21 protein-coding genes are annotated in these 21615 nt (G+C 53.4%); 4 read left to right on the top strand and 17 right to left on the bottom strand.

Annotated elements, in window-relative coordinates; genetic code table 11:
- Positions 1 to 305 precede the first annotated feature (305 nt).
- Genes ACXI0A_RS11535 through ACXI0A_RS11525 form a run of 3 tightly spaced genes read right to left on the bottom strand, consistent with a single transcriptional unit; the run spans position 306 to position 4107 of the window.
- Complete coding sequence (locus ACXI0A_RS11535; protein ID WP_476148756.1) at positions 306 to 1421, bottom strand: beta-propeller fold lactonase family protein; 1116 nt, start codon at positions 1419 to 1421, stop codon at positions 306 to 308.
- A gap of 9 nt (positions 1422 to 1430) precedes the next feature.
- Complete coding sequence (locus ACXI0A_RS11530) at positions 1431 to 2774, bottom strand: enolase C-terminal domain-like protein (protein WP_476148757.1); 1344 nt, start codon at positions 2772 to 2774, stop codon at positions 1431 to 1433.
- Positions 2752 to 4107, bottom strand: a complete 1356-nt coding sequence (locus ACXI0A_RS11525) for an MFS transporter (protein WP_476148758.1) — start codon at positions 4105 to 4107, stop codon at positions 2752 to 2754. The genes ACXI0A_RS11530 and ACXI0A_RS11525 overlap by 23 nt, the downstream gene beginning before the upstream one ends.
- Positions 4108 to 4331: 224 nt before the next feature.
- Between ACXI0A_RS11525 and ACXI0A_RS11520 the strand changes: the two genes are divergently transcribed.
- Entirely contained in the window at positions 4332 to 5366 is a 1035-nt protein-coding gene (locus ACXI0A_RS11520; RefSeq protein ID WP_476148759.1) for a zinc-binding dehydrogenase, read from the top strand.
- A gap of 50 nt (positions 5367 to 5416) precedes the next feature.
- On the opposite strand, the gene ACXI0A_RS11515 is transcribed toward ACXI0A_RS11520, so the two are convergent.
- Entirely contained in the window at positions 5417 to 5566 is a 150-nt protein-coding gene (locus tag ACXI0A_RS11515) for a hypothetical protein (protein WP_479485256.1), read from the bottom strand.
- 109 nt (positions 5567 to 5675) lie between these two features.
- Positions 5676 to 6557 carry a 23S rRNA pseudouridine(2604) synthase RluF gene (rluF, locus tag ACXI0A_RS11510; RefSeq protein WP_476148760.1) on the bottom strand — a complete coding sequence of 294 codons (882 nt, stop codon included), beginning with the start codon at positions 6555 to 6557 and terminating at the stop codon, positions 5676 to 5678.
- A 190-nt stretch (positions 6558 to 6747) separates the two neighbouring features.
- Between rluF and ACXI0A_RS11505 the strand changes: the two genes are divergently transcribed.
- Complete coding sequence (locus ACXI0A_RS11505) at positions 6748 to 7494, top strand: HPP family protein (protein WP_476148761.1); 747 nt, start codon at positions 6748 to 6750, stop codon at positions 7492 to 7494.
- Positions 7495 to 7529: 35 nt separating this feature from the next.
- On the opposite strand, the gene ACXI0A_RS11500 is transcribed toward ACXI0A_RS11505, so the two are convergent.
- From ACXI0A_RS11500 to ACXI0A_RS11480, 5 genes are read right to left on the bottom strand one after another with little or no spacing between them, the layout of a single operon-like run.
- On the bottom strand, positions 7530 to 8441 hold the full coding sequence (locus ACXI0A_RS11500) for a metallophosphoesterase (protein ID WP_476148762.1): 912 nt from the start codon (positions 8439 to 8441) through the stop codon (positions 7530 to 7532).
- 12 nt (positions 8442 to 8453) lie between these two features.
- Positions 8454 to 9272, bottom strand: a complete 819-nt coding sequence (locus ACXI0A_RS11495; protein WP_224928403.1) for a carbohydrate ABC transporter permease — start codon at positions 9270 to 9272, stop codon at positions 8454 to 8456.
- A complete protein-coding gene (locus tag ACXI0A_RS11490; RefSeq protein ID WP_224928406.1) occupies positions 9269 to 10180 on the bottom strand; it encodes a carbohydrate ABC transporter permease in 912 nt (303 codons plus the stop codon). Before ACXI0A_RS11490 ends, ACXI0A_RS11495 begins: the two co-directional genes overlap by 4 nt.
- A 10-nt stretch (positions 10181 to 10190) precedes the next feature.
- On the bottom strand, positions 10191 to 11468 hold the full coding sequence (locus ACXI0A_RS11485) for an extracellular solute-binding protein (RefSeq protein WP_476148765.1): 1278 nt from the start codon (positions 11466 to 11468) through the stop codon (positions 10191 to 10193).
- Between the two features lie 27 nt (positions 11469 to 11495).
- Positions 11496 to 12599, bottom strand: a complete 1104-nt coding sequence (locus ACXI0A_RS11480) for an ATP-binding cassette domain-containing protein (RefSeq protein ID WP_476148766.1) — start codon at positions 12597 to 12599, stop codon at positions 11496 to 11498.
- A 176-nt stretch (positions 12600 to 12775) separates the two neighbouring features.
- On the opposite strand from ACXI0A_RS11480, the gene ACXI0A_RS11475 reads away from it, so the two are divergent.
- Complete coding sequence (locus ACXI0A_RS11475; protein WP_476148768.1) at positions 12776 to 13087, top strand: hypothetical protein; 312 nt, start codon at positions 12776 to 12778, stop codon at positions 13085 to 13087.
- On the opposite strand, the gene ACXI0A_RS11470 is transcribed toward ACXI0A_RS11475, so the two are convergent.
- The 7 genes from ACXI0A_RS11470 to ACXI0A_RS11440 all read right to left on the bottom strand — a co-directional run bounded on the left by ACXI0A_RS11470 (position 13084) and on the right by ACXI0A_RS11440 (position 20709).
- Positions 13084 to 13887 (bottom strand): DUF4225 domain-containing protein, encoded by an 804-nt coding sequence (locus ACXI0A_RS11470; RefSeq protein WP_476148770.1) that lies wholly within the window; start codon positions 13885 to 13887, stop codon positions 13084 to 13086. The genes ACXI0A_RS11475 and ACXI0A_RS11470 overlap by 4 nt on opposite strands.
- A gap of 219 nt (positions 13888 to 14106) precedes the next feature.
- Complete coding sequence (locus tag ACXI0A_RS11465) at positions 14107 to 15072, bottom strand: sugar-binding domain-containing protein (protein ID WP_476148771.1); 966 nt, start codon at positions 15070 to 15072, stop codon at positions 14107 to 14109.
- A 107-nt stretch (positions 15073 to 15179) separates the two neighbouring features.
- Complete coding sequence (locus ACXI0A_RS11460) at positions 15180 to 16037, bottom strand: phosphogluconate dehydrogenase C-terminal domain-containing protein (protein ID WP_224928422.1); 858 nt, start codon at positions 16035 to 16037, stop codon at positions 15180 to 15182.
- On the bottom strand, positions 16034 to 16852 hold the full coding sequence (locus tag ACXI0A_RS11455; protein WP_476148774.1) for a TIM barrel protein: 819 nt from the start codon (positions 16850 to 16852) through the stop codon (positions 16034 to 16036). Before ACXI0A_RS11455 ends, ACXI0A_RS11460 begins: the two co-directional genes overlap by 4 nt.
- On the bottom strand, positions 16849 to 17625 hold the full coding sequence (locus ACXI0A_RS11450) for a triose-phosphate isomerase (protein WP_476151064.1): 777 nt from the start codon (positions 17623 to 17625) through the stop codon (positions 16849 to 16851). The genes ACXI0A_RS11455 and ACXI0A_RS11450 overlap by 4 nt, the downstream gene beginning before the upstream one ends.
- A 14-nt stretch (positions 17626 to 17639) precedes the next feature.
- Positions 17640 to 19373, bottom strand: a complete 1734-nt coding sequence (locus ACXI0A_RS11445; RefSeq protein ID WP_476148775.1) for a dihydroxyacetone kinase family protein — start codon at positions 19371 to 19373, stop codon at positions 17640 to 17642.
- 1 nt (position 19374) lies between these two features.
- On the bottom strand, positions 19375 to 20709 hold the full coding sequence (locus ACXI0A_RS11440; RefSeq protein ID WP_224928434.1) for an MFS transporter: 1335 nt from the start codon (positions 20707 to 20709) through the stop codon (positions 19375 to 19377).
- A gap of 443 nt (positions 20710 to 21152) precedes the next feature.
- On the opposite strand from ACXI0A_RS11440, the gene ACXI0A_RS11435 reads away from it, so the two are divergent.
- Positions 21153 to 21611, top strand: a complete 459-nt coding sequence (locus ACXI0A_RS11435) for an RpiB/LacA/LacB family sugar-phosphate isomerase (protein WP_039328632.1) — start codon at positions 21153 to 21155, stop codon at positions 21609 to 21611.
- Positions 21612 to 21615 lie beyond the last annotated feature (4 nt).

Below are 21615 nucleotides of genomic sequence, written 5' to 3'. Positions count from 1 at the left end.
AGAATATTCAATCTACTCACGGCGATAAATATGTCAGATTGTTACAGCATCAAATTTGGTGATATTGGCAGGCAATCAATATCAGGATAATTGTTAAGGGTTACTAATGGTCAAGGCAATAAATCCACATCCATTTACAGAATCTCTATGATTTATAAAGCTATTGATCCAAGACCTGTCATCAGTCAGATAAATGTGTTCTGGATCACACTTTTCCAAATAACCCCTGTGATAACAACGGCTCCATAAAAACATTTCGCGCAATCTGGCGCAGAGATTTGCGCCAGATCATCGCAAGGTGAAAGTCAGTTGCTCACCACCATTACCCAGTTCGCATCTTTGCCAGCCGGTGCTTCACCCACACGCTTCAGCGAACCACTTTTGGCATCAATGGCGTAGCTTCCTGTCACTGCGCTTTTTTCACCGCTGGCGATGAGCCATTTTCCGTCTGGTGTTATGGCAATACTGCGCGGCTGCTTCTCAACCGGCCAACTGCCAATTAGCGTCAGTTTGCCACTGTGTGGATCAACCTGGTATCCGCTCACCGTGCTGCTGGTACGTTCGGTCACATACAGGAAATGACCGTTTGGCGTCAGGTGAATATCGGCTGACCAAATCCGTGGCGTGGTATCACTGTAGCCCGCTGGCCGCTCACGCCCATGCTGCAACTTATACTCTGTGGCCACAGCGTTGGGTGTTTCACTGACTTTGACCAGCTCGCCGCTCGGTTCACGGCGAAACTGGGTGATGATGCCGCCCATCTCGCCGACGTTATACAGATAGCGTTGATCCGGTGATAACACCGAATGACGCGGGCCATTTTCGTCGGCGGTTTTTACATAACCGTTGCCCAACGCGCTTAACTCACCCTCACCACTCAGCTTCAACTGCAATACGCGGTCAGTGCCGAGATTGCCGACGTAGGCGGTTTTACCAGCATCATCAACGATCACCGAATGTGCCGCATGGCCGGTTTTATAACTGCCAACCGGTGGCGCGATCACTTTGCCATCTTTGCCTAGTCGATAGACATGCACCACATCGCCATCGTAAGAGGCACCCAGCAGGAATCGTCCCTGCTTGTCAGTGCTGATATAGGGATAACTGGCCGTAGCAGGCACTGCTGCCTTCTGATTAAGATCGCCGGTTTCGCGATCGATCTGCCAGCTCACCAGTTGCAGTGGTTTGCTGCGAATGGCCGCGTATAAATGCTGGTGGTCGGCACTCAGTGCCAGCGGCATCACTTTTCCGCCTGCCTGAGTGCGGCCAAGCAATTGCAATGCGCCGGATTGTTCGTCCAACGCGTAGCGGGCGATGGTGCCATCATCGGCTTCTGAGACGTAGACAAAGGTTTTTGCCAGCAGCGGCGCGCTGAGCGCCATCGCTGTGAGTAATGTTGCTACCTGAAAGCTTTTCTTCATGTAAATTCCTTAGCGAACCAGAGCCGGACGTTTCGCGTCAAAACGCCAGTTATCAATCAAAAACTGCATGCCCAACGCATCGTTACGGTTTTTATCAGGCAGTGCGTTATAGAGGGCATGTGCCTGTTCGACGCGCTCCATATTCAGTTCAATGCCCAAACCTGGTCCCGGCGGCAGCTCCAGATAGCCATCACGAATTTGCGGCGGCTGGTGGCTGAGTTGCTGGCCATCCTGCCATATCCAGTGCGTATCAAAGGCGGTTTGACGATCGCCGGGCGCTGCGGCACCAAGATGAGCAACCATCGCCAGTGAAACATCAAAGTGGTTATTAGAGTGGCAACCGGTGGTAAGGCCCCATTCGTTGCATAGCTGCGCGACGACGTTGGCGTTGCGCATCGTCCAGAAATGGGGATCGGCGAGCGGGATGTCGATGGCGTTGAGCTGCAGGGCATGTTGCAACTGCCGCCAGTCATTGGCGATCATATTGGTAGCAACCGGCACACCAGTGGCGCGACGGAATTCCGCCAGCGTCTCGCGCCCGGAATATCCCTGCTCTGCGCCACAAGGATCTTCCAGGTATGGCACTTTGCCTGCCAGCTGTTTACCAAAGCGAATGGCTTCATCCAGCGACCAGCTGGCATTGGGGTCCACAGTGACGCGAGAGTGTGGAAACCGCGACAGCAAGGCTTCTACGGTTTCGACTTCCTGCTCGCCATGCATGACGCCGCCTTTTAGCTTGAAGTCCCGAAAACCATATTGTTCTACTGCCGCTTCTGCGAGCCGCACCACCGCAGCACTGTCCATTGCCGGTTGATGGCGTTGCCGGAACCAGCCATCCGCTTCGTCATCACCCGAACGGTAGTGCATATTCGTGCGTTGACGATCGGCGATATAAAACAGATATCCCAACACCGGAATGCGCTCCCGCTGTTTACCGCTGGCGAGCAGATCCGCTACCGGCAGATCAAGGAATTTACCCTGCAAATCGAGCAACGCAGCTTCAATGGCCGCCGCCGCGTTGTAAAACTTCTCTGGATTCATCTGCGGAATATGAATGTCGTTGGTGTGCGAAGTCTGCTGCTGCCGCGCGTCGCTGGCAAAGAGTTGACTGAGCGTGGCGTTAGCGCGCATCAGCGAGCTGCCAATGATCAGAGGGCGAAACTGTTCCAGCAGTTGCAACGTTGAAGCGTGGCACGGTGATTCCCCCACGCCGCTGTTGCCCGCTGAATCAGTCAGTAGCACCAGAATACGGGTGAAGTAGCAGTTATGCGCCCCGCCGATGTTCAGCAGCATGCTGTCGTATCCGGCAACCGGAACGATGCGCATCGATTTAATGACTGGTGTGTCGGACATGGTTTCTCTCCGTGTGACCGAATGCAGGGGGAACAGGTTTACGACGCAGCAGCAGCCAGACCCCGGTGATAACCGATACGCTGGTCAGCGCATACAGCCCGCCAGTGGTGCTGCCGGTATGCAGTTCAAGATAGCCAAACACGGTGGGTGCAAAGAATCCGCCGAGGTTACCGATTGAGTTGATGAGAGCAATGCCAGGCGCGGCGATTGAAGCAGGCAACTCGCTTTGCGGCATTGGCCAGAAAAAGGCGGCGCTGACTTTTGAGCCAATACAGGCGACGATCATCGCGATAAAGCCAAACCAGGGAGTCCCGGTGGTGGCCATAAAGGTGCCGCAAGCGGCAATGAGCATGGCAATGCCCAGCCCTTTGTCCAGCTTATCGCGGTAGCGGTCGGTGGTTTTACCCAGCAGGAACAAGGCAACAATGGCACACAGCCAGGGAACGGCGGTCAACAAACCAATTTCAAAGCTGTTATAGCCCTGAATGCGCTGGATAATTTGCGGCAGCCAGAACACCAGGGTGTAACCGGTCATGGTCATGGTGAAAAAAATCAGGCAATAGAACAGCAAGCTGCGATCGCGCAATAAACCCCAGCGGCCATACTCTTTGGCATGCACGTTACGCGCGGCATCTTCCAACGCCAACTGCTGTTGCAACGCGCGCTTTTCGCTGTCATTTAGCCATTTAGCATCCTGAGGTTTCGAGACCAGTACCAGCGCGGCCAGCAAACCGATCACAATCGATCCGCCCCCTTCCAGGAACATCACCCATTTCCACCCGGCCAGCCCATTCACCTCATGCAGCATCAGAATGGCGCCGGTCAGCGGGCCGGAAAAGAGAAACGCGCTGGCTGTGGCACTGAGCACCATCGCAGTTGCCCGTCCACGCCATGCGTTCGGAACCCATTGGCGAAAGTAGAATAAGACGCCAGGGAAAAAACCAGCCTCTGCCACGCCCAACAAGAAGCGTAGGACATAGAAATGCAGCGGCGTGCTAACAAACCCGGTTAACACAACGACCATACCCCAGGTGATCATGATGCGAGTCAACCACACGCGCGCACCCAGTTTTTTCAACATCATATTGCTGGGCACTTCGAACAGCGCGTAGCCAATAAAGAACAGCCCTGCGCCTAAACCAAAGGCTGCGGCACTGATCCCCGCATCCGTCTGTAACTCGGCTTTGACGAATCCAATGTTGGCTCGGTCAATCTGGTTAACAATCAGCATCAGCGCCAGCATCGGGATGATGCGACGGAAAAACTTAGCGATTGCGGAGGCGATATGTGCGTCGTGATCTGCTGCTAAATCATAAGATTGTTGAACCGTCATGCGTCACCTGTTGGGTTAATTGCACCGCTATAGGTATACGCAGTCCATTAAAGGGCGGTTATGTGAGAATGCCCGAGACCGTTTGTGCAGATGTTGAAGGGGCTTTGATGTTCAATGCGTTAGCGGTTTTCACTGCGTAAAGTTTTGTGTGGGTTTGTGCGCTGGCTCACTGGGAAGGTAGTTTCAACTACACTTGCCTGATTCAAATGAGTAAAGAGGTTTACATGACGCAATCACCTGACAGCAATCAAGCCTGGCTACTGGCATCTCGCCCCGATGGCGAACCGGTTAAAGAGAATTTCCGGCTCGTTGAGCAACCCATTCCCTCTATCAAAACCGGTGAAATGCTGCTCCGCACGGTTTACCTCTCACTGGATCCTTATATGCGTGGGCGCATGGATGACAGTAAATCCTATGCGCCTCCGGCACAAATCGATCAACCCATGGTCGGCGGTACGGTTTCTCAGGTGGTTGAATCTCAGCATCCCGATTTCAAAACCGGTGACTGGGTACTGGCAGGCAGCGGATGGCAACGTTATGCCGTCTCGGATGGCGCCGGCGTGGCGAAAATCGGTGATCTGACCCACCCATCCTGGGCGCTGGGTATTCTGGGGATGCCCGGCTTCACCGCTTACATGGGCCTGATGGACATTGGCCAGCCAAAAGCGGGCGAAACCCTGGTGGTTGCCGCCGCGACGGGTCCGGTGGGTGCCACCGTCGGGCAACTGGGCAAGCTCAAGGGCTGTCACGTTGTTGGTGTTGCGGGCGGTGAAGAGAAATGCCGTTACGCGATTGAAAAATTGGGTTTCTCCGCCTGTATTGATCACCATCGTGAGGATTTTGCTGAACAGTTGGCGAATGCCTGCCCGGACGGGATTGATATTTATTTCGAGAACGTCGGCGGTAAAGTGTTTGATGCCGTGTTCCCGCTGTTGAACACCGCCGCGCGCGTTCCGGTTTGTGGACTGGTTTCAACCTATAACAGTAGCAAAACCCTACCCGATGGCCCTGACCGCACGCCGCAAATCCTGGGCGGGATCTTGAAACGCCGCATTCGCATGCAGGGCTTTATTATCTTCCAGGATTACGGTGATCGATATCCGGAATTCCTGCAAGCGATGACGCCATTGGTTGAACAGCAAAAAATTCACTATCGCGAGCATATGATCGATGGATTGGAAAATGCGCCACAGGCGTTCTTCGATATGTTGAAGGGCAAGAACTTTGGTAAAACCGTGGTGAAAGTGGCTGAAGAATAGTGACTGGAGCCGGTTATTCTAAATATTAAATAGCCGGCTAAATAACGGCGTTATGTCTGTTTTGTTTGCGGTAATAGCAGTTCTTTCAGAATCTTAGTGCGTTGCCGTTGAGTTAGCCAAAACGCGCGTGGAACCCAGGCTGGACGTGGCTGGGCTGCATACAGGTGCTGCATTTCTTTTAACCAGGTTACGTTACTCATTGTTCCCTCCTTTGTTGAAAAAAGTATGGAGGGAGAAACCCTGAACAAATAGTGAGAAGATTATAAAATTTGTTCAGGGTTTAATCAGTGAAGGCGAAGCTATTACCGTTTAACGCCCTTTCTTTTTACGGCCAGGCTGCGCAAAGCGCTGACGTCCTGCCGGTTTAGCCGCGGTTTTCTCAGGCAGCTTTGCACCGTTCGATGCGATTTTTTTCGCTGCTGTTGCCGGCTTCTTCTTCGCCTGGCTTTGCTGTGTTTTTTGATCTTCTGAAGATGAATCTTCGATCAAATTAAACAGGTCAATCAATTCGTCATCGGTGAAGTCGCGCCATTCACCCAGCGGGATGCCTTTCAGGCTCACATTCATGATGCGGGTACGTTCAAGCCTGGTAACTTCAAAGCCAAAATGCTTGGTCATACGACGAATCTGGCGGTTTAATCCCTGAACCAGCACGATGCGGAATACAAAGGTCGATTCTTTCTTCACCTTGCATTTTTTCGTCACGGTACCCAGCATCGGCACACCTGCGCCCATCCCGGCAATAAATTCATCAGTGATCGGCTTATCCACGGTCACCAAATACTCTTTCTCGTGGTTGTTACCGGCTCGAAGGATTTTATTGACCAGATCACCGTGGTTGGTAAGGAAAATCAGGCCCTGCGAGTCTTTATCCAGACGACCGATCGGGAACACGCGTTTGCTGTGGTTAACAAAATCGCCGATGTTATCGCGCTCACCCTCTTCCATGGTGGTGATAATCCCCACTGGCTTGTTGAGCGCAATCAGCACCAGGTCTTCTTCATTGCGCGGCTCAATCAGCTGCCCATTCACTTTCACTTCATCCCCGGCAAAGACCTGTGCGCCAACGGTAGCGCGCTTGCCGTTAATAAAAACGTTGCCCTGTTCGATGTAACGATCGGCATCGCGGCGCGAGCAGATTCCGCTCTCGCTAATGTATTTGTTCAGGCGCGTGGATGAGTTAGGCAGCATGGTTCCTCCGAAAAAAAACGGACTATACAACAACCTTAGCCGTTGTGTAAGACACGGTTAAACATCATTGCACCAGCTTGCAACCTCATCACCACTTGATAACAGCACACTAACATTGTGGTTGTTACCAAAGGATCGATCAGCGACAATTGTCATCCATCGTTTTTTCTTATGACAGAGTATTATCTTCATGACACACCTGCGTCGCGCCAGCTGGATAACATCGCTGCGGACTTTCCTCGCCCGTCTTTGGCCTCATCCGTTGCCGGTCGCCAAAAAACAGATGGCTATAGCCAGCATCGGTGCGGGTCTCGGCCTGATGATCACCAGCCTGACCAGCCATTGGCTACTCGGCGAGGTCAACTTATGGTTTGTGGCCCCGATGGGAGCTTCAGCGGTGCTGCTTTTCGGACTGCCGAATAGCCCGCTAGCACAGCCCTGGTCAATTGTTGGCGGGAATCTGGTCGCGGGTGTGATCGGTGTAACAACGGCGATGTATGTGCCCTATCCCGCTGTAGCTTGCGGCATTGCAGCTTGTCTGGCGATTGCCGTGATGTTTCAGCTTCGCTGCCTGCATCCACCCAGCGGAGCAGTGGCGCTGACAGCGATTCTGGGTGGCAGTGGTGTGCAGCAACTGGGGTATCAGTTTATTCTCTCTCCTGTGCTACTAAATTCCGCGTGCCTTGCTCTGCTGGCGATCATTTTCAATAATCTTGCTGGTCGGCGCTACCCCCATCCGCTGGCCGCCAACGAACCCAAAACGAATCCAGTGGCATTAGAAGTACCCATCACTCGTGATGACCTGCATCAGGCGCTTGAGAACGGCCAGCTTCTCGACATTGACGAAGATGATTTGCAGCAGCTTTTACAGCGTGCTGAAGAGATTGCGCGTCGTCGCCAACAGCTGCCTGTACAGCCGCTGAAGCGCGCCAGTTAAATAGCAGGCGGCATTAAACCCGCCTGCTAATAGCATCAAAACAAACCGCGACTTATTTCCCCGCCGAAGCCGTTAATCCTTACAGCATTTCCATCCACTTCTACCACCGCAAAGGGTACTTCGCTTGGGCCATCGAGCATGCCCTTCATGGTATAAAAGCCTGTCTCACCAATGGTCGCAGAGTTGCCGCGGTGGTCATGTCCAGAGAAACAAAATCGTATGTTGTAACTACTTAGGAGATCCACCAGCACATTGGCGTTCATCAGAATATGAGTGGTGTGAGGTGCCAGCGGATAATGGCCAAACACACCCACTTTCTCACCCAGTTGCTGAGCTTCAATCAGCTGCTGTTCAATCCAGATCAACTGCTGTTGGCCTACGGAACCGTTCCATGGCTGAGCCTGGGGTTGTCGCTGCGCCTGTAGCTCCCTCAGCAAGGTTTCCGCCTGGTAGTAGTCATCACCATTCTGCGCATTGCAGTACAAACTGACATCATTTCCGTCATAAACGATAAAGCGCCACCCCGCCAGGCGAAACGCGTAATAACTTTTGGGTAACGCCGCACGATTATTGAGATGCCCGGCAATAGTTTGCGCGTCATGATTACCCAGTACCACCGCATGTGGATGTATCAACTGGTCATAGAGCGGCAGAATGGCAGCATAGCCTGTCCAGTTACGGTCAACCAAATCACCCAGCGTCACGACAAAATCCAATGGCTTCTGATTCAACGCTTCAATTGCCATCGGTAACTTATTGAGAGCATGACGGTAATAGAGATTATTCGCGTTATCAGCCTCGACATCGGCATACTGCGGATCTGCAATGACACCGAAGCGCAGCACGTTATCCATCATTGCAGGACGTAAATCAGGTAAGGCATAAAGCTCGGCCACATCACCGAGAAGTTCTTGCTGCAGAGATGTCAGTGGATGCGGAATTGTCACGGAAAGCACTCCTTAGCGAATACCGGCACGCATAAACGACTGAATAAATTGACGCTGAAAAATCAGGAACAGCACCAGCAGCGGCAAGGTGGTCATCAAAGTTGCGGCACCAATTAGCGCCCACTGCACGCCCTGCTCTGGCGCGGAGAACAGCTGTAATCCGACAGTGAGCGGTCTGACGTTGACGGAATCGGTAATCACCAGCGGCCACAGGAAATCATTCCAGTGGAAGCTAATCGAGACCAGGGCAAAAGCGATGTAGATCGGTTTTGCCAATGGGATGTAGATTTTGCGCAAAATATAAAATCGGCTGGCACCCTCCACGATAGCGGCCTCTTCCAGCACCAGTGGGATGCTTTTGAACGTCTGACGCAGCAGAAAAATGGCAAAGGCTGAGGCGAAATAAGGCAATGCAATTCCCGTTAAGGTATCGCGAAGGCCTAACGCACCGATGGTTTTGTAGTTGTTCAGAATCAATACATCCGGGCTAATCATTAACTGCAGCAGGATCAGCGCGAAGATAACGCCTGAGAGCTTCATTTTGAAGCGCACCAGCGCATAGGCCGCCATCGTTGCTAAAACTAGCTGGACGGCCACGATCATCAACACCAGCAGCGTGGTATTAAGGAAATAACGTGCGAAAGGCGCGGCATGCCAGGCCTTAATAAAATTATCAAAGGTTAGCGGCGAGAACAGCGAGAAGCTGGCCTGGTCCGATGCCGGATGGATTGCCACCCACACCGCTACCAGAATCGGCAGTAGCCACAGCAGTGCTGCCAACCAGATGGTCAGGTTCAGACACCAGCCACCCAACGAGTTCGTCTTCTTCATTGATAATGGGCTCGCTTGTCCAGCAGCGTAAATTTAATCAGCGCAATCGCCGCCAGGATCACCAGTAACACCACGGTCATCGCCGCAGCAGCAGGCATATCCCAGAAACTGAATGCGGTGCGATAGATATAGAACAGCAGCAAACTACTGCTGTTATTGGGTCCGCCGTTGGTCATGGCAATCACCTGATCGACAATGCGGAACGCATTCATCGAAGCATTGATCAACACAAACAGCGTGGTCGGCATCAGCAGCGGCCATTGCACACGGCGGAAGAAGTAACCGCGTGAGGCCCCTTCGATCGCCGCCGCTTCATTGAGGCGAGGATCGATCTGTTGCAACGCGGCGAGATAGAAAATCATAAAGAAGCCCGCCTCGCGCCAGACAGAAACCGCCATCAAACAGTAGAGCGACGTGCCCGGCTCACCGAGCCAGTTCACGGCCGGCAGTGAGAACAGTGCCAGCAACTTGTTTAATAGCCCGAGCTGCGGGGTATAGAAAAACAGCCACAGATTGGCGATGGCAATCATGGGGAGCAGTGAAGGAATAAAGAACGCGGCGCGCACCAGCGAATTCGCCGCCAGACGCCGGTTCACGGCCAGCGCCATCATCAAAGCCAGCGTGACGGCCAGCGGAATGGTGATAAGTGCATACAGTAAGTTATTCCACAGCGACTGGATGAAGATATCGTCATCCAGCAAAGCCATGTAATTATCCAGCCCAACAAACTGGGCCGGATGATTATTACGGGAAGCGCTAAACAGACTCTCCCAGATCGTCGCCACCGCTGGATAGTGGGTGAACAGCAGCAAAAAACTCAGTGCTGGCAAAATCAGCAGGTAACCATAAAGCTGCGTCGACCAAAATGCGGGGCGACGCTGTGGCGTACTGGCAATCATCGTGCTCATCGCGCTTCCGTTACTGGTAGGACTTTAACAGACGATCCGCTTGCTTCTGCGCACCTTCTAGCGCTTCTGCCGGAGTTTTCGCTTGGGTCACAGCCGCTTCGACAGCATGGTTCAACGCATCCTGAATCTGGACGCTGTTATAGGTCGAGAGTTCCGGCTGGGCATACTTGAGCTGCTCACGCGCAACCAGCGCCTGCGGCACCTCTTTCACGTAGTCTTTCATCACCGTGGTGTCCCATGCAGCCGGAGATGTCGCCACATAACCGGTCGCGATACTCCAGCGCGCAGCCTGCTCCGGTGAAGTCACCCAGCGGATAAACTCCATCGCGGCTTTTTGCTGCTCTGGTGAGGCATTCTTGAACACGTAAAGGTTACCGCCGCCGGTTGGGCTGCCACGCTGAGTTTTCTCAGGCAGCATCGCCACACCAAACGGGAATTTGGCGTTATCGCGCACGTTGGTCAGGTTACCGGTGGTGGTGACCATCATGGCGGTTTTACCACTAATAAAGTCCTGTGGCGTGGTACCCCAGGCAATTGCGCCTTTTGGTGACACTTCTTCTTTCTGACCCAGGTCGGTCAGCCACTGCAGCGTCTCAACGTTGCCCGGTGTATTGAAGTTCACCGCGGTGCCTTTACCGTTATCCAGACGGCCGCCGTTGGTGGCAGAGAGTCCCTGGAAGTTCCAGTAGCCGTTAGGCGTGGATGGAATCTCGATGCCCCACTGACTCACGCCGTTGGCATCTTTCACCGTCAGCTTTTTACTGAACTCGACCACTTGCTGCCAGTTTGCCGGCGGTGTATCGCCATTCAGGCCGGCTTTTTCGAAGGCCTGCTTGTTCCAGTACATTACCACCGTTGAACGCTGGAAAGGCACGCCCCACACTTTGCCGTCAATGTGACGCAGGAACGCTGGGTAGAATCCATCGATCCATTTTTTGCCTTCATCACCCGAAGCCAAATCGCTGGCAGCGACAATCGCACCGGCATCAATCAGGGAATACGCTTCGATGTCGCCGATCACGGCCAACTGAGGCGCATTACCACCACGAAACGCGGTCAGCGCTTTGGTGACAGTGGTGGCGTAGTCACCGGTATACACCGGCTGAATGCTCACTTCTGGATGCACTTTTTCGAAATCAGCCACCAGCGCGTCCACGGTGTGGCTGACTTTGCCACCCACCGCAATCGGATAGTACATCTGCAATTTGACAGGATCGGCCGCAAAAGCGGAAACCGTAGTGCAGAGCAGTAAAGCAGAGGCCAGACGTGAGTAACGAATCGCAGACATGATTATCCCTTGGGCGAAAAACAACGGTTAAACAGCGTATTTTTTCTGTGAAACAAACATTTGTTGCTCGGCAGAAGTACAGCGCTTGCCGGTCGTGGTGGAAAACAGATATTGACGGGTTGCGGACCACTGCAAGCCGACCTGACTATCCTCGACAAAATGCTGCATGCCGGGCACTTTCACGGTGATGGCATCGGCCAGGCCAGCCAGTTGGCACACCAGCAAGGTGTCAGCGCCCATGTATTCGTAACTGATCACCCGGGCTTTTAACGCAGCGTGTTCAGGTGAAATTAGCTGAATATACTCGGCGCGCAGGCCCAGACTCAAAGCGATTTCTTCGCATTGCTCAACCACCGGCGCCTGCAAATGGCTCAGGTAATGACGGTTCTCTTTGTTATGCAATGGCAAGATGTTCATGGGTGGTGCGCCGATAAACTGCGCGGCAAAGACAGTGGCAGGATTGTTGTAGAGATCGTTCGGCGTGCCTTGTTGCTCAATGTGGCCGTCATTCATCAGAATAATGCTGTCCGCCATGCTCATCGCTTCGGTCTGGTCGTGAGTGACATACAGCATGGTAAGCCCGAGCTTCTTCTGTAATGCACGAATCTCACGGCGCATGCTTTGGCGCAGCTTGGCATCGAGGTTGGACAGTGGCTCATCCATCAGACACAGGTTGTTATTCGCGATAACCGCCCTTCCCAACGCCACACGTTGCTGCTGGCCACCAGAAAGCTGCGACGGCAGACGATCAAGCAACTTATCCAGTTCCATCAGCTTGCTAACGTCTTCAAGCCGGGCCGCAAAAGTCTGCTTATCTTCACTGCGCGCCTTTAAACCAAACAGCAGGTTCTCGCGGACATTCAGATGTGGAAACAGCGCATAGGATTGAAACACCATCGAGAGCTTGCGCTGTGATGGAGGCAGATGAGTGATATCGCTGTGCCTGAAATGGATCTCGCCGCGATCGGCGGTTTCCAGCCCGGCAATGGTGCGCAGCAGCGTGGATTTGCCACAGCCGGATGGCCCAAGCAGCGCAACAAAGCTCCCTTCTGCGGCATCAAAGGTAATGTCATTAAGGGCAATTTTATCGCCCCAGGCTTTAGTGATGTGATGTAGCGAAAGGTGGCTCATGCATCCGCAGTCCTGAAAACAGAATGGCGGTAAGCTAGCTCAGGGAAATGAAGGATTTATGTTGCTGAAGTGACGGTTGAGTGACTGAAATAAATCTCAGATAACATGACGATAAAATTGGCATTATTCTGTGGTAGTCTCGGATAAATACCCCATTGAGTGAGGATGCAAGACTGATGGCCACCAACGAACAGACATTATTGGATTCCGGATTTACTCAGAAAGACGTTCTGAAACTCAATAGATACCAAAGAAATAACCAATTAACGCTCGATAACGTCATTAGCGACTTGTCTAAACGCTTCCAGTCTGCATTATTATTGACGTCTGGTCTGGTGCTGATTTATATCATTACGCTATTCATCGCCTCACGAGAAAACATCATTTCAATGGGCATTGCACTGATCGTCGCCCTGGCCATCACCTGGTTTTTTCAACCTCCGGTTTTGGCCTGGAAATCATGGCAGTTTCATAAAAAGCAGCGTTAGTGTTGTGGTTCTTGATTGCCAATAAGATCAACGATGATCTTCGCTTTTAACCCATACCCCACCATTTTCATCGTGATCTTAGGCATGCTCATGCTACTGACCTTGCGGTAATAGTCACTCGGCAGGTAGTGGAAAAGTCGCCATGTTCCAGGTTTACGCAGCAAGCCGAATACACTATAAACACTGGCAGCAAGGCTCACTGTGTTATAGAAGACAAGTCCGCTTTCCGCTTTAAATCCCATAAATTCTGCAGCATGCATCGCGCCATCAGCAATAGCCCCTTGTGACTCAGGCTTATTCATCAATTGATGGTTCACCTCACGAGAAATCCCATTCACACCGTCCATGACGAGGGTTGCACCCACTAACATACCAATGGGCGTCATGGTGCCAGCTAACGCGACACCGCCTGCAATTGCCAAACCTGATAGCACCACCTTCACCGCACTGATGACATAGCCAACAATGCGATCGTTCTCTTTGACCCACTCAACCTTGGCGTAAAGTTGCGCGGCCCTGGTCTTCAGCATCGTTGATTGCTGAATTAAACTGTCACGCTCAGCACGCAAGTTTTTAATACAGAGCATACATTCTTCATCAGTCTTGGCCTTACGGGCCAGAGTAAACTGCTGATCAATATAGCCCTTAATCTCTTGCATAAATTTGATCCGGGATAGGCCATCACGTAAATGCTGTGAACCTACACGATTCGCGGCCTGGATAAGATTGCGTGCTTCGAGATTGACCATAGTATCGCTCCATGCACGGTTTTGTTGTCCGGCCAATAATGCTGCATCCATCAGTCTCACTCCTTTTAATATGCCCTAATATTCTTTTACCTGAGCTTGAATACATTAAAGTGACATGTGAATAAGATTTATGGAGATAATGATGATTAATTCGTGACGTTTTTCAATTTAAGGAGTGTTAACTGAGAATGGGCGTAATAGTAGGCGCAGTAAGAAAATTGGATGGCGACAAAAGAGCGGCACCGCTTAGTGCCGCCATGAAATAATACCCTACTGCGACATACTCAAAATCGTCCGAATATTTTGCGCCGTGGTGGCAACAATATCGATCGCGCCGGTACGCAGTGCCCCGAGCAGCGCCATTGCTTTGGTATTCTCGGAGGCAATCGCAATCACGCAGGGAATCTTGCGCAGTTCTTCGATGCTAAGACCAATCACACGATCATTCATCACCGTATCCACATGCTGCCCCTGTGAATTGAAGAAGTCATAGCCTGCGACATCCCCGGTCACACCTTGATTAACGTGCGCATCAATGATCTCATGCGGCGTAAACCAGCCGAGTTTCACCATGTAGCTGTTTTCATTCATATCACCGATACCCACTAGCGCGACATCCGCTTTGCGTGCACGATCGAGCGTCTCTTTGATGGTGCCGTTCTGCATAAAGGCATCGCGCAGCGCGCGGTTCTCAACATAGGCGGGGGCGTACAGGGTTTCACTGATGCCGCCGAACTTCTTGGCGAGTCGACGGCTGATGTGATCGGCATTAATCGCATCACCCGGACGATGAGTTCCACCAATACCGCTGATGAACAGGCAGTTACGTGTGGGCACCTGGCCGGGATAATCGGCGACAGCGGCGACGTTACGCCCTTGCCCTACAGCAACAATGGCATTGTCTTTTAATGATTGCGCAAGATGGGCTGAGACTAACGCCGCCACCTGACGACGCTGTTCTTCATCGTCCGGAGAATCGAGTGCGATGAGGGCACGTTGCAGTTGAGGGAAACGGTTTTGCAGTTGTTGTTCCAGACGCGTACTGAACACCGGATGGTACCGCACATTAATTTCGACGATGCCCTCTTCGCGGGCGCGCTTAAGCAGTCGGCCAACCTTAATGCGGGATATCCCAAACTTACGCGCAATCTCCTCCTGGGTGATTTCGTCCTGATAATAGGCCACCGCAATTTCTGTCAGCAGCTCGGAGTCCTGAGAAAGCGTGTTTTTTTCCATCCGTTACCTGTCTTGTATCGTGACACCTGATTTAGGGAAGGAGTTATATCATTGATACGACTCGCTTCGCCAGACAGCAGCGAGGCGAGTCGCAGGTTGCGTCACGCTTAACGCTTGATGGCGTCGATTTTCAGCATGCGAGCAATCACGATATCCAGCTCTTTCTGATCGAAGATCTGTTTCCAGTCTGGCTTCACAATCTTCTCGCGACCGTATTCCATCGCGATCATGCAGGCATCAGAGAACGGGTTGGTGGCGCGGAAGGCCACTGCCAGTGCGATCTGAATATGGCCATACAGCATCGCTTTGGCGGCTTCTTCCGGCACGCCGCTGTGCTTCACGGTCTCATCCAGCGCTTCTTTCATAAATGCGCCCACCATGCAGGCCACGGTTTCCACCAGCGTTGGCTCCAGATAGGCCAGCTGCGTCACGGTGACCCAATGCACGGCTTCTACCGGACCGTACATCACGCTGATCACTTTGCTCAGTTCTTCTTTCTGCGCATCGGAGCCGGTTTCATAGGACGCTGCTACGTGCTGTACCGCCGCGATACCACCGAAGGCATCCGCGTGCTCTTCTTTGGTGTAGCGCTCAAGGAAGACGGATGGATGGCAAGGGTGCGCCACCGCATATTCGATGCCATCACGATGGGCGATCAGGTTTGCATAAGCTGCGGCTGGATCCAGCGTCAGCAGGATCGCGCCAGCCTTCATCTGCGGCACAACACCTTCAGACACTTTGCCCAAAACGATATCCGGCACGGCCAGAATCACCACGTCACTGACCGGCACTACAGAGGCTGAATCTGACAGTTCACGACCTTGCGCCGTCACTTGTTCCTGCGCCTTCGGTGAGTTCTCTACGTAAAACACCTGGTAATCGCTTTTCTGAAAGTTGGCAGAAATGCGCATACCCATTTTGCCGCCTGCGCCAATTACGGTGATGGTTTTCAATGCATTGCTCATTGGTATAACTCCTGATCTTGTTTACTACGTAAGAATTCAACGGTGCGGCGCGTCCATTCGGCTTCGCGCTCGCAGGTCAACGCGGCATCGTCCTGCCACGGCAACCAGTGTTCGACGATTTGGTTAATCTCTCTTTCTGCCGGGCGCACGCTGGCGATCATCCGGTCATAGTCCAGCAAGCCCTCACCCATCAGGCAACCAGCATAGGTAAAGCCGACCCAGCCATCCCGACGCGTAAAGGCAAAGTCTTTGATATGCAAATTGCCGACGCGGGCCGCCGTATTGGCAATCACCTGTTCTGGCAACTCCAGTCCTGCCACGCAGTTGGCGGGATCGAGACACACGCACAACCACGGCGACAGAAACTTGTTAATGACCGACATCATCGCGCCGCTGTTGACCTGCTCATAGGTCTCCAGACACAGACGCACCTGCTGACGCGCGAAATCAGGCAACACCGCCGCAATTAACTCTGCCGCTTCATCGAGTGACGGACGGTGATCGGCGGTGTAGAACATGGAGCGCACCACGTGGGCATCGAGAATATTCGCCATATGCAAATAGCGACGCAGATGGGCGGTGCCCAGTCCACGCGTGCCCAGCTCCAGCGTGATACCCAGCTTGTCGGCCAGATGACGGAGATCCTGCAACTGCTCGTCAGACCAACTCTCAATCGCCGGATAATCACAAATCTGGAACACCGACACGTCCATATCGGCGGTCTGCTGCAGCATCTGCTCCAGCGTCAGCGGATGCGGGACCTTGCTGGACATGCGCCAGAAAAAGGCATAGGTACTGAGTCCGATACGGCTCATGAACGGATCTCCTTCGCCAGCGCGCTGGCTTCTTCAATGATTTGCGCCAGTGCATTCGGATCGTGGGCAAAGCGGCCAAGGAATAGACCATTAACGTCTGCTCCCAGGCGCTGAATCAGCCCCGGTCCGGCGCTGCCGCCGTAAATAATTTTCAAGGAGATGCCATCCGGCGTTTTCAGCTGTTGCAGGCCCGAACACACTGCACGGATATAGCTATCGGGTGCAGGTTGTGGGGCACCAATCGCCCACTGCGGCTCATAAGCAAAGAACACTTCGCCGCGTAAACCTTGTTGCACTGCATCGGCCAATGCTTCCGCCAGTTGCAGCTCGCACAGCGCGATGGCCTGCTCCGGCTCGGCCTGCTGTTCTTCACCGATGCACAGCACTGGCGTTAATCCGTGGCGCAGCGACATGGCTACTTTGGCGGCGATCTGCGCTTTATCTTCATGGAAATGGCGACGACGTTCGGCGTGCCCGATTTCGGCCAGTGAGCAGCCGAGTTCCTGCAACATGCTGGCGCTGACTTCACCGGTCCAGGCACCATTTTCAGCCTGACAGACATCCTGACCGCCAAAACGCACTGGCGTTTTTGAGAAAATTTCAGCCACAGCGGGAATAGCCGGGTATGCAGGCAGGACAAACAACCCGACTTCACCGTTCTTCACCGCTGGCAGCTGCGCCAATCCGGCCACTTTGCGGCACCAGTCCAGCGTCTGCTGGTAGCCGAAGTACATTTTCAGGCTAACGCCAAGCCAGATTTTAGGCTGAGACATCATTACGCTCCTTACTAAGAGGCTTTATGTTCTTTGAGCAGCTCGCCAACGGTATTGACGATCATCGCCAGAGAAATCGCACCCGCATCCGGGGTACCGACACTTTTCTCGGCTAACGGACGCGCGCGACCCATTTTCGGCACCAGCTGCGCCGTGTCCTGTGCGGCCTTATCGGCAACTATCGCGGCGGCCAGCCAGGCATCCGTCAATGAAGCACCCTCCGCAACTGCTGCATTCAGGCTGTCACTAAATGGCACCAGCACATCCACCATGGTTTTATCACCGACTTTGGCTTTCCCGAAATGCATAATGCCGTCTTTGGCATCGCGCACGCCGGTAGCGACGCGTTGTGCATCAGGCGACTGGCTATCGCCGATGGCCGTACCCAGCGCAGTCAATGCCACGCCCCACAATGCACCCGAGGTGCCGCCTGCTTTATCGGCCCAGGCATCCGCAGCACGGCACAACAGGCTGCCTGCACCTGCGCCACGTGCAGCCACTTCACGCGCTTTCTCAACCGCGCCCAGCACGCCTCGTTCCATACCGATACCGTGGTCACCGTCACCGGCTACCGCATCGATATCTCCTAATTTTTTTGCGTTACGCTGCAATAAATCCGCCACCGACTCCAGGATGTGTAACACGCGCTGCGCGCTCTGCTGTGACTCAGCTGAAGCCTGCGGTAATGCTTCTTCCGTGCTCTCTTCACGCTCTTCCGCACTTAAGGGTTCAGCGATCAGCACGCTTCCTTTGCGATAGGCCGGTGCATTTGCCGGCGCACACCACAGTGTCTCCAGCTCATCGTCCAGCCACATCAGCGTCAGCGATGCGCCCGCCATGTTGAAGCTGGTAACAAACTCACCGACATCCGGCTGAACCACTTTTAGTCCTGCGGCGTCCAGCAGTTGTGCCACGCGGCGATACACCACGAACAACTCTTCATACTTCACTGAACCCAAACCGTTGAGGATCACCGCAACGCGATGACCTTCAATCTGTTTAACGTCGGCAGGCACTTCGCTCAGCAGACGTTCAACAAACAGCTCGGCCAGCTCATCGGCACTCGGCACATCAGTCTCACTGATGCCCGGCTCACCGTGGATGCCCAGCCCCAGCGCCATGCGCCCTTTTTCAACTTCAAACAGTGGATGTGTGGCACCCGGCAAGGTACATCCGCCAAATGCCACACCGAACGTCCGCGTACGATCGTTAGCATGCTGGGATTTGCTGAGCACGGTCGCTAAATCGTCGCCCGCTTCTGCCGCGGCACACGCCGCTTTAAACACACACAAATCACCGGCCACACCGCGGCGCTTCGCCAGTTCGTCTTTGCTGGCGCTGGAGATATCATCCGTCACCGCCAGAGTTTCACAGGCAATCCCTTCGGCACGCAGGCGTTCGCATGCCTGGCCGAAGTGCAGTACATCGCCTGCATAGTTACCGAACATCAGTAACACGCCAGCGCCGTTGTGCGCCGCTCGAGCCACGTTGTAGATCTGCTGAGCAGACGGCGAAGCGAACAGATTCCCCATTGCCGCGCCGTGAGCCAGACCTTGTCCAACCAACCCGGCGAAGGCCGGATAATGACCGGAACCGCCGCCCACAATCACCGCTACAGTATTGGGTTGGCTACGCGTGCTGCGCACCACACCACCGGTGACCTGACGAACTTTATCGGCGTTGGCGGCGACAAAGCCTTCAATGAGTTCAGCGGCAAAGGCTGAAGGTTGATTAAACAGGTACGTCATTTTAGTGCTCCTGTGCGATAGAGGTCGGCTGAGACTGCGGGCGCTTACGATTCAGTAACAGCATGAGGACGGCAGACAGCAGCATGAATCCGCCGACCACGAACATCGGTAACTCATAGCTGTTGGTGGCATCGTGCAGTGCACCGGTGATGTAGCCCGCTGAGAAGCCCGCCACGTTTCCTAAGGTATTAATCAGTGCGATGGCCGCTGCGGCTGACGCGCCGGTCAGGAACTGCGTTGGCAGCGTCCAGAAGTTAGGCAAGGCAGCAAAAATGGAGCTGGCGGTAATCGCGATCACCATGATGGTGGTGAACGGTGAGTCCATATACAGCGCGAGTGGCACGCTGATGCCGCCAGCCAGCGCCGGAATCGCGATATGCCAGGTTTTGCACCCGCGACGCGTGGCGTCTTTTGACCAGAAGTACATCACCACGGCAGCAATCAGGTACGGCACACCGGTGATCAACCCTTTCTGCATCACGTTAAAGGTGGTGCCGAACTGCTGCTGGAAGCCAGCAATAATGGTTGGCAGGAAGAACGCCAGTGCATACAGACCATAGATAAAGCCGAAGTAGATCAGGCACAGCATCCACACGCGGCCGTTGCCCATTACGGAGCGCAGACTGTGTTTCTGATGGCCCTGCTTCTGCTGATGCTCCGCTTCCAACTCGTTGGTCAGCCAGGTTTTCTCTTCAGCCGTTAACCACTTCGCCTGACGCGGTGAATCCACCAGCCAGAACAGCGCCACAATGCCGATCAGAATCGCGGGGATGGAAACCCCAAGGAACATCACGCGCCAGCCATCCAGTCCAAACAGACCGTGCTGCTGAATTAAGCTTGCGGCCAGCGGTGCGCCGAATACCACGGTCAGCGGCTGGGCCAGATAGAACAGCGACAGGATTTTGCTGCGATGGCGTCCCGGCACCCACATGCTCAGATAAAGGATCGCACCTGGGAAGAAGCCCGCTTCAGCGATACCCAGTAACAGGCGCAGCGTATACAGGCCTTCGACACTGCTCACCCAGGTGAACAGCAGCGAGACGATACCCCAGCTGATCATGATGCGCGCCAGCCAGCGACGTGCGCCGAACTTATGCAGCGCCAGGTTACTCGGCACTTCCAGCAGGATATAGCCGATAAAGAAAATGCCCGATGCCAGACCGAACTGCACGCCCGTCAGGCCAAGGTCCTGCGTCATGCCGTTTGGGCCAGCAAACGAGATCGCGGTGCGATCGAGGAAGTTGATAAAGAACATCAGTGCCACGAACGGCACCAGACGCCAGGAGATTTTGCTGATAGCGGATTTCTCAACCGCCGTCATGTTTTGCTGACTCATAACGCACCTCCGTGACGTGCGTGGTTAAAGCTGTTGTTTGGTGTTGACCAGACGCCAAAAGAGCGCTGGCTGCAGGTGTACTGAGAGGTACGGTGTAAATGACACATGTTCGAGTCCTCAAGGGGTCTTCTTGTACATTGGTATCGTTATGCGAACAAATGAACACTACACGTATAAATGTACATCTCTCAACTGCAATGATTGAAAATGTGAGCCTGCTCATGAGATTTGATTTTGGTCCTGAATCGGAAAAATACGCAGAAATGCGGCGGAATCAGCGTGGTATCAGCGCCCTTCACGCTTTTCATCACAAAATCAGCACGCAAGACATATGAACAACCATTGAACATATGATTGTATTTATGGCAGGCTATCGATGAACATCTTCTCGCCTGCATAACAAACGTTCAGGCATCAGAACTAAACCCTGCTGGAGAATGACGATGAAAACTATCGCAATTGGCGCCGATGATGCGGCTATCGAATTGAAAAACATCATTAAAAAACTGCTTGAAGAGAAAGACTTTCAAGTGACGGATTACACCAATGACGCGCAAAACGACCGTCCGATGTACCCGGATGTGGCTTTTGCACTGGCAACCGCTATCCAGAAGAACGAATTTGAGCGCGGAATTCTGCTGTGCGGCACCGGTATCGGCGTGGCAATCGTGGCCAATAAAGTAGAAGGCGTGCGTGCGGCACAGTGTCATGACACTTTCTCCGCTGAACGTGCCCGTAAAAGCAACAATGCTCAGATCATGACCATGGGCGCACGCGTTATCGGTCCAGAGCTGGCGAAGAACATCGTCAATGCCTGGCTGGCCTCAGAGTTTGAAGGTGGTGGCTCCACCGCCAAAGTCGAGAAGATCGGTTACTACGAACAAGTTTCACATACTAAATAATCAC

The sequence above is a fragment of the Pantoea sp. C1E2 genome (assembly GCF_056491465.1).
This window is presented reverse-complemented; position numbering and strand designations above follow the sequence as displayed.

Excerpts from the sequence above, each read along its gene's own strand:
- ACXI0A_RS11485 (WP_476148765.1), bottom strand. The coding sequence starts at position 11,468 with ATGTCTGCGATTCGTTACTCACGTCTGGCCTCTGCTTTACTGCTCTGC.
- ACXI0A_RS11445 (WP_476148775.1), bottom strand. The coding sequence starts at position 19,373 with ATGACGTACCTGTTTAATCAACCTTCAGCCTTTGCCGCTGAACTCATT.
- ACXI0A_RS11525 (WP_476148758.1), bottom strand. The coding sequence starts at position 4,107 with ATGACGGTTCAACAATCTTATGATTTAGCAGCAGATCACGACGCACAT.
- ACXI0A_RS11495 (WP_224928403.1), bottom strand. The coding sequence starts at position 9,272 with ATGAAGAAGACGAACTCGTTGGGTGGCTGGTGTCTGAACCTGACCATC.
- ACXI0A_RS11450 (WP_476151064.1), bottom strand. The coding sequence starts at position 17,625 with ATGTCTCAGCCTAAAATCTGGCTTGGCGTTAGCCTGAAAATGTACTTC.
- ACXI0A_RS11470 (WP_476148770.1), bottom strand. The coding sequence starts at position 13,887 with ATGGATGCAGCATTATTGGCCGGACAACAAAACCGTGCATGGAGCGAT.
- rluF (WP_476148760.1), bottom strand. The coding sequence starts at position 6,557 with ATGCTGCCTAACTCATCCACGCGCCTGAACAAATACATTAGCGAGAGC.
- ACXI0A_RS11455 (WP_476148774.1), bottom strand. The coding sequence starts at position 16,852 with ATGAGCCGTATCGGACTCAGTACCTATGCCTTTTTCTGGCGCATGTCC.
- ACXI0A_RS11520 (WP_476148759.1), top strand. The coding sequence starts at position 4,332 with ATGACGCAATCACCTGACAGCAATCAAGCCTGGCTACTGGCATCTCGC.
- ACXI0A_RS11480 (WP_476148766.1), bottom strand. The coding sequence starts at position 12,599 with ATGAGCCACCTTTCGCTACATCACATCACTAAAGCCTGGGGCGATAAA.
- ACXI0A_RS11465 (WP_476148771.1), bottom strand. The coding sequence starts at position 15,072 with ATGGAAAAAAACACGCTTTCTCAGGACTCCGAGCTGCTGACAGAAATT.
- ACXI0A_RS11435 (WP_039328632.1), top strand. The coding sequence starts at position 21,153 with ATGAAAACTATCGCAATTGGCGCCGATGATGCGGCTATCGAATTGAAA.
- ACXI0A_RS11475 (WP_476148768.1), top strand. The coding sequence starts at position 12,776 with ATGGCCACCAACGAACAGACATTATTGGATTCCGGATTTACTCAGAAA.
- ACXI0A_RS11440 (WP_224928434.1), bottom strand. The coding sequence starts at position 20,709 with ATGAGTCAGCAAAACATGACGGCGGTTGAGAAATCCGCTATCAGCAAA.
- ACXI0A_RS11515 (WP_479485256.1), bottom strand. The coding sequence starts at position 5,566 with ATGAGTAACGTAACCTGGTTAAAAGAAATGCAGCACCTGTATGCAGCC.
- ACXI0A_RS11530 (WP_476148757.1), bottom strand. The coding sequence starts at position 2,774 with ATGTCCGACACACCAGTCATTAAATCGATGCGCATCGTTCCGGTTGCC.
- ACXI0A_RS11505 (WP_476148761.1), top strand. The coding sequence starts at position 6,748 with ATGACACACCTGCGTCGCGCCAGCTGGATAACATCGCTGCGGACTTTC.
- ACXI0A_RS11490 (WP_224928406.1), bottom strand. The coding sequence starts at position 10,180 with ATGAGCACGATGATTGCCAGTACGCCACAGCGTCGCCCCGCATTTTGG.
- ACXI0A_RS11535 (WP_476148756.1), bottom strand. The coding sequence starts at position 1,421 with ATGAAGAAAAGCTTTCAGGTAGCAACATTACTCACAGCGATGGCGCTC.
- ACXI0A_RS11460 (WP_224928422.1), bottom strand. The coding sequence starts at position 16,037 with ATGAGCAATGCATTGAAAACCATCACCGTAATTGGCGCAGGCGGCAAA.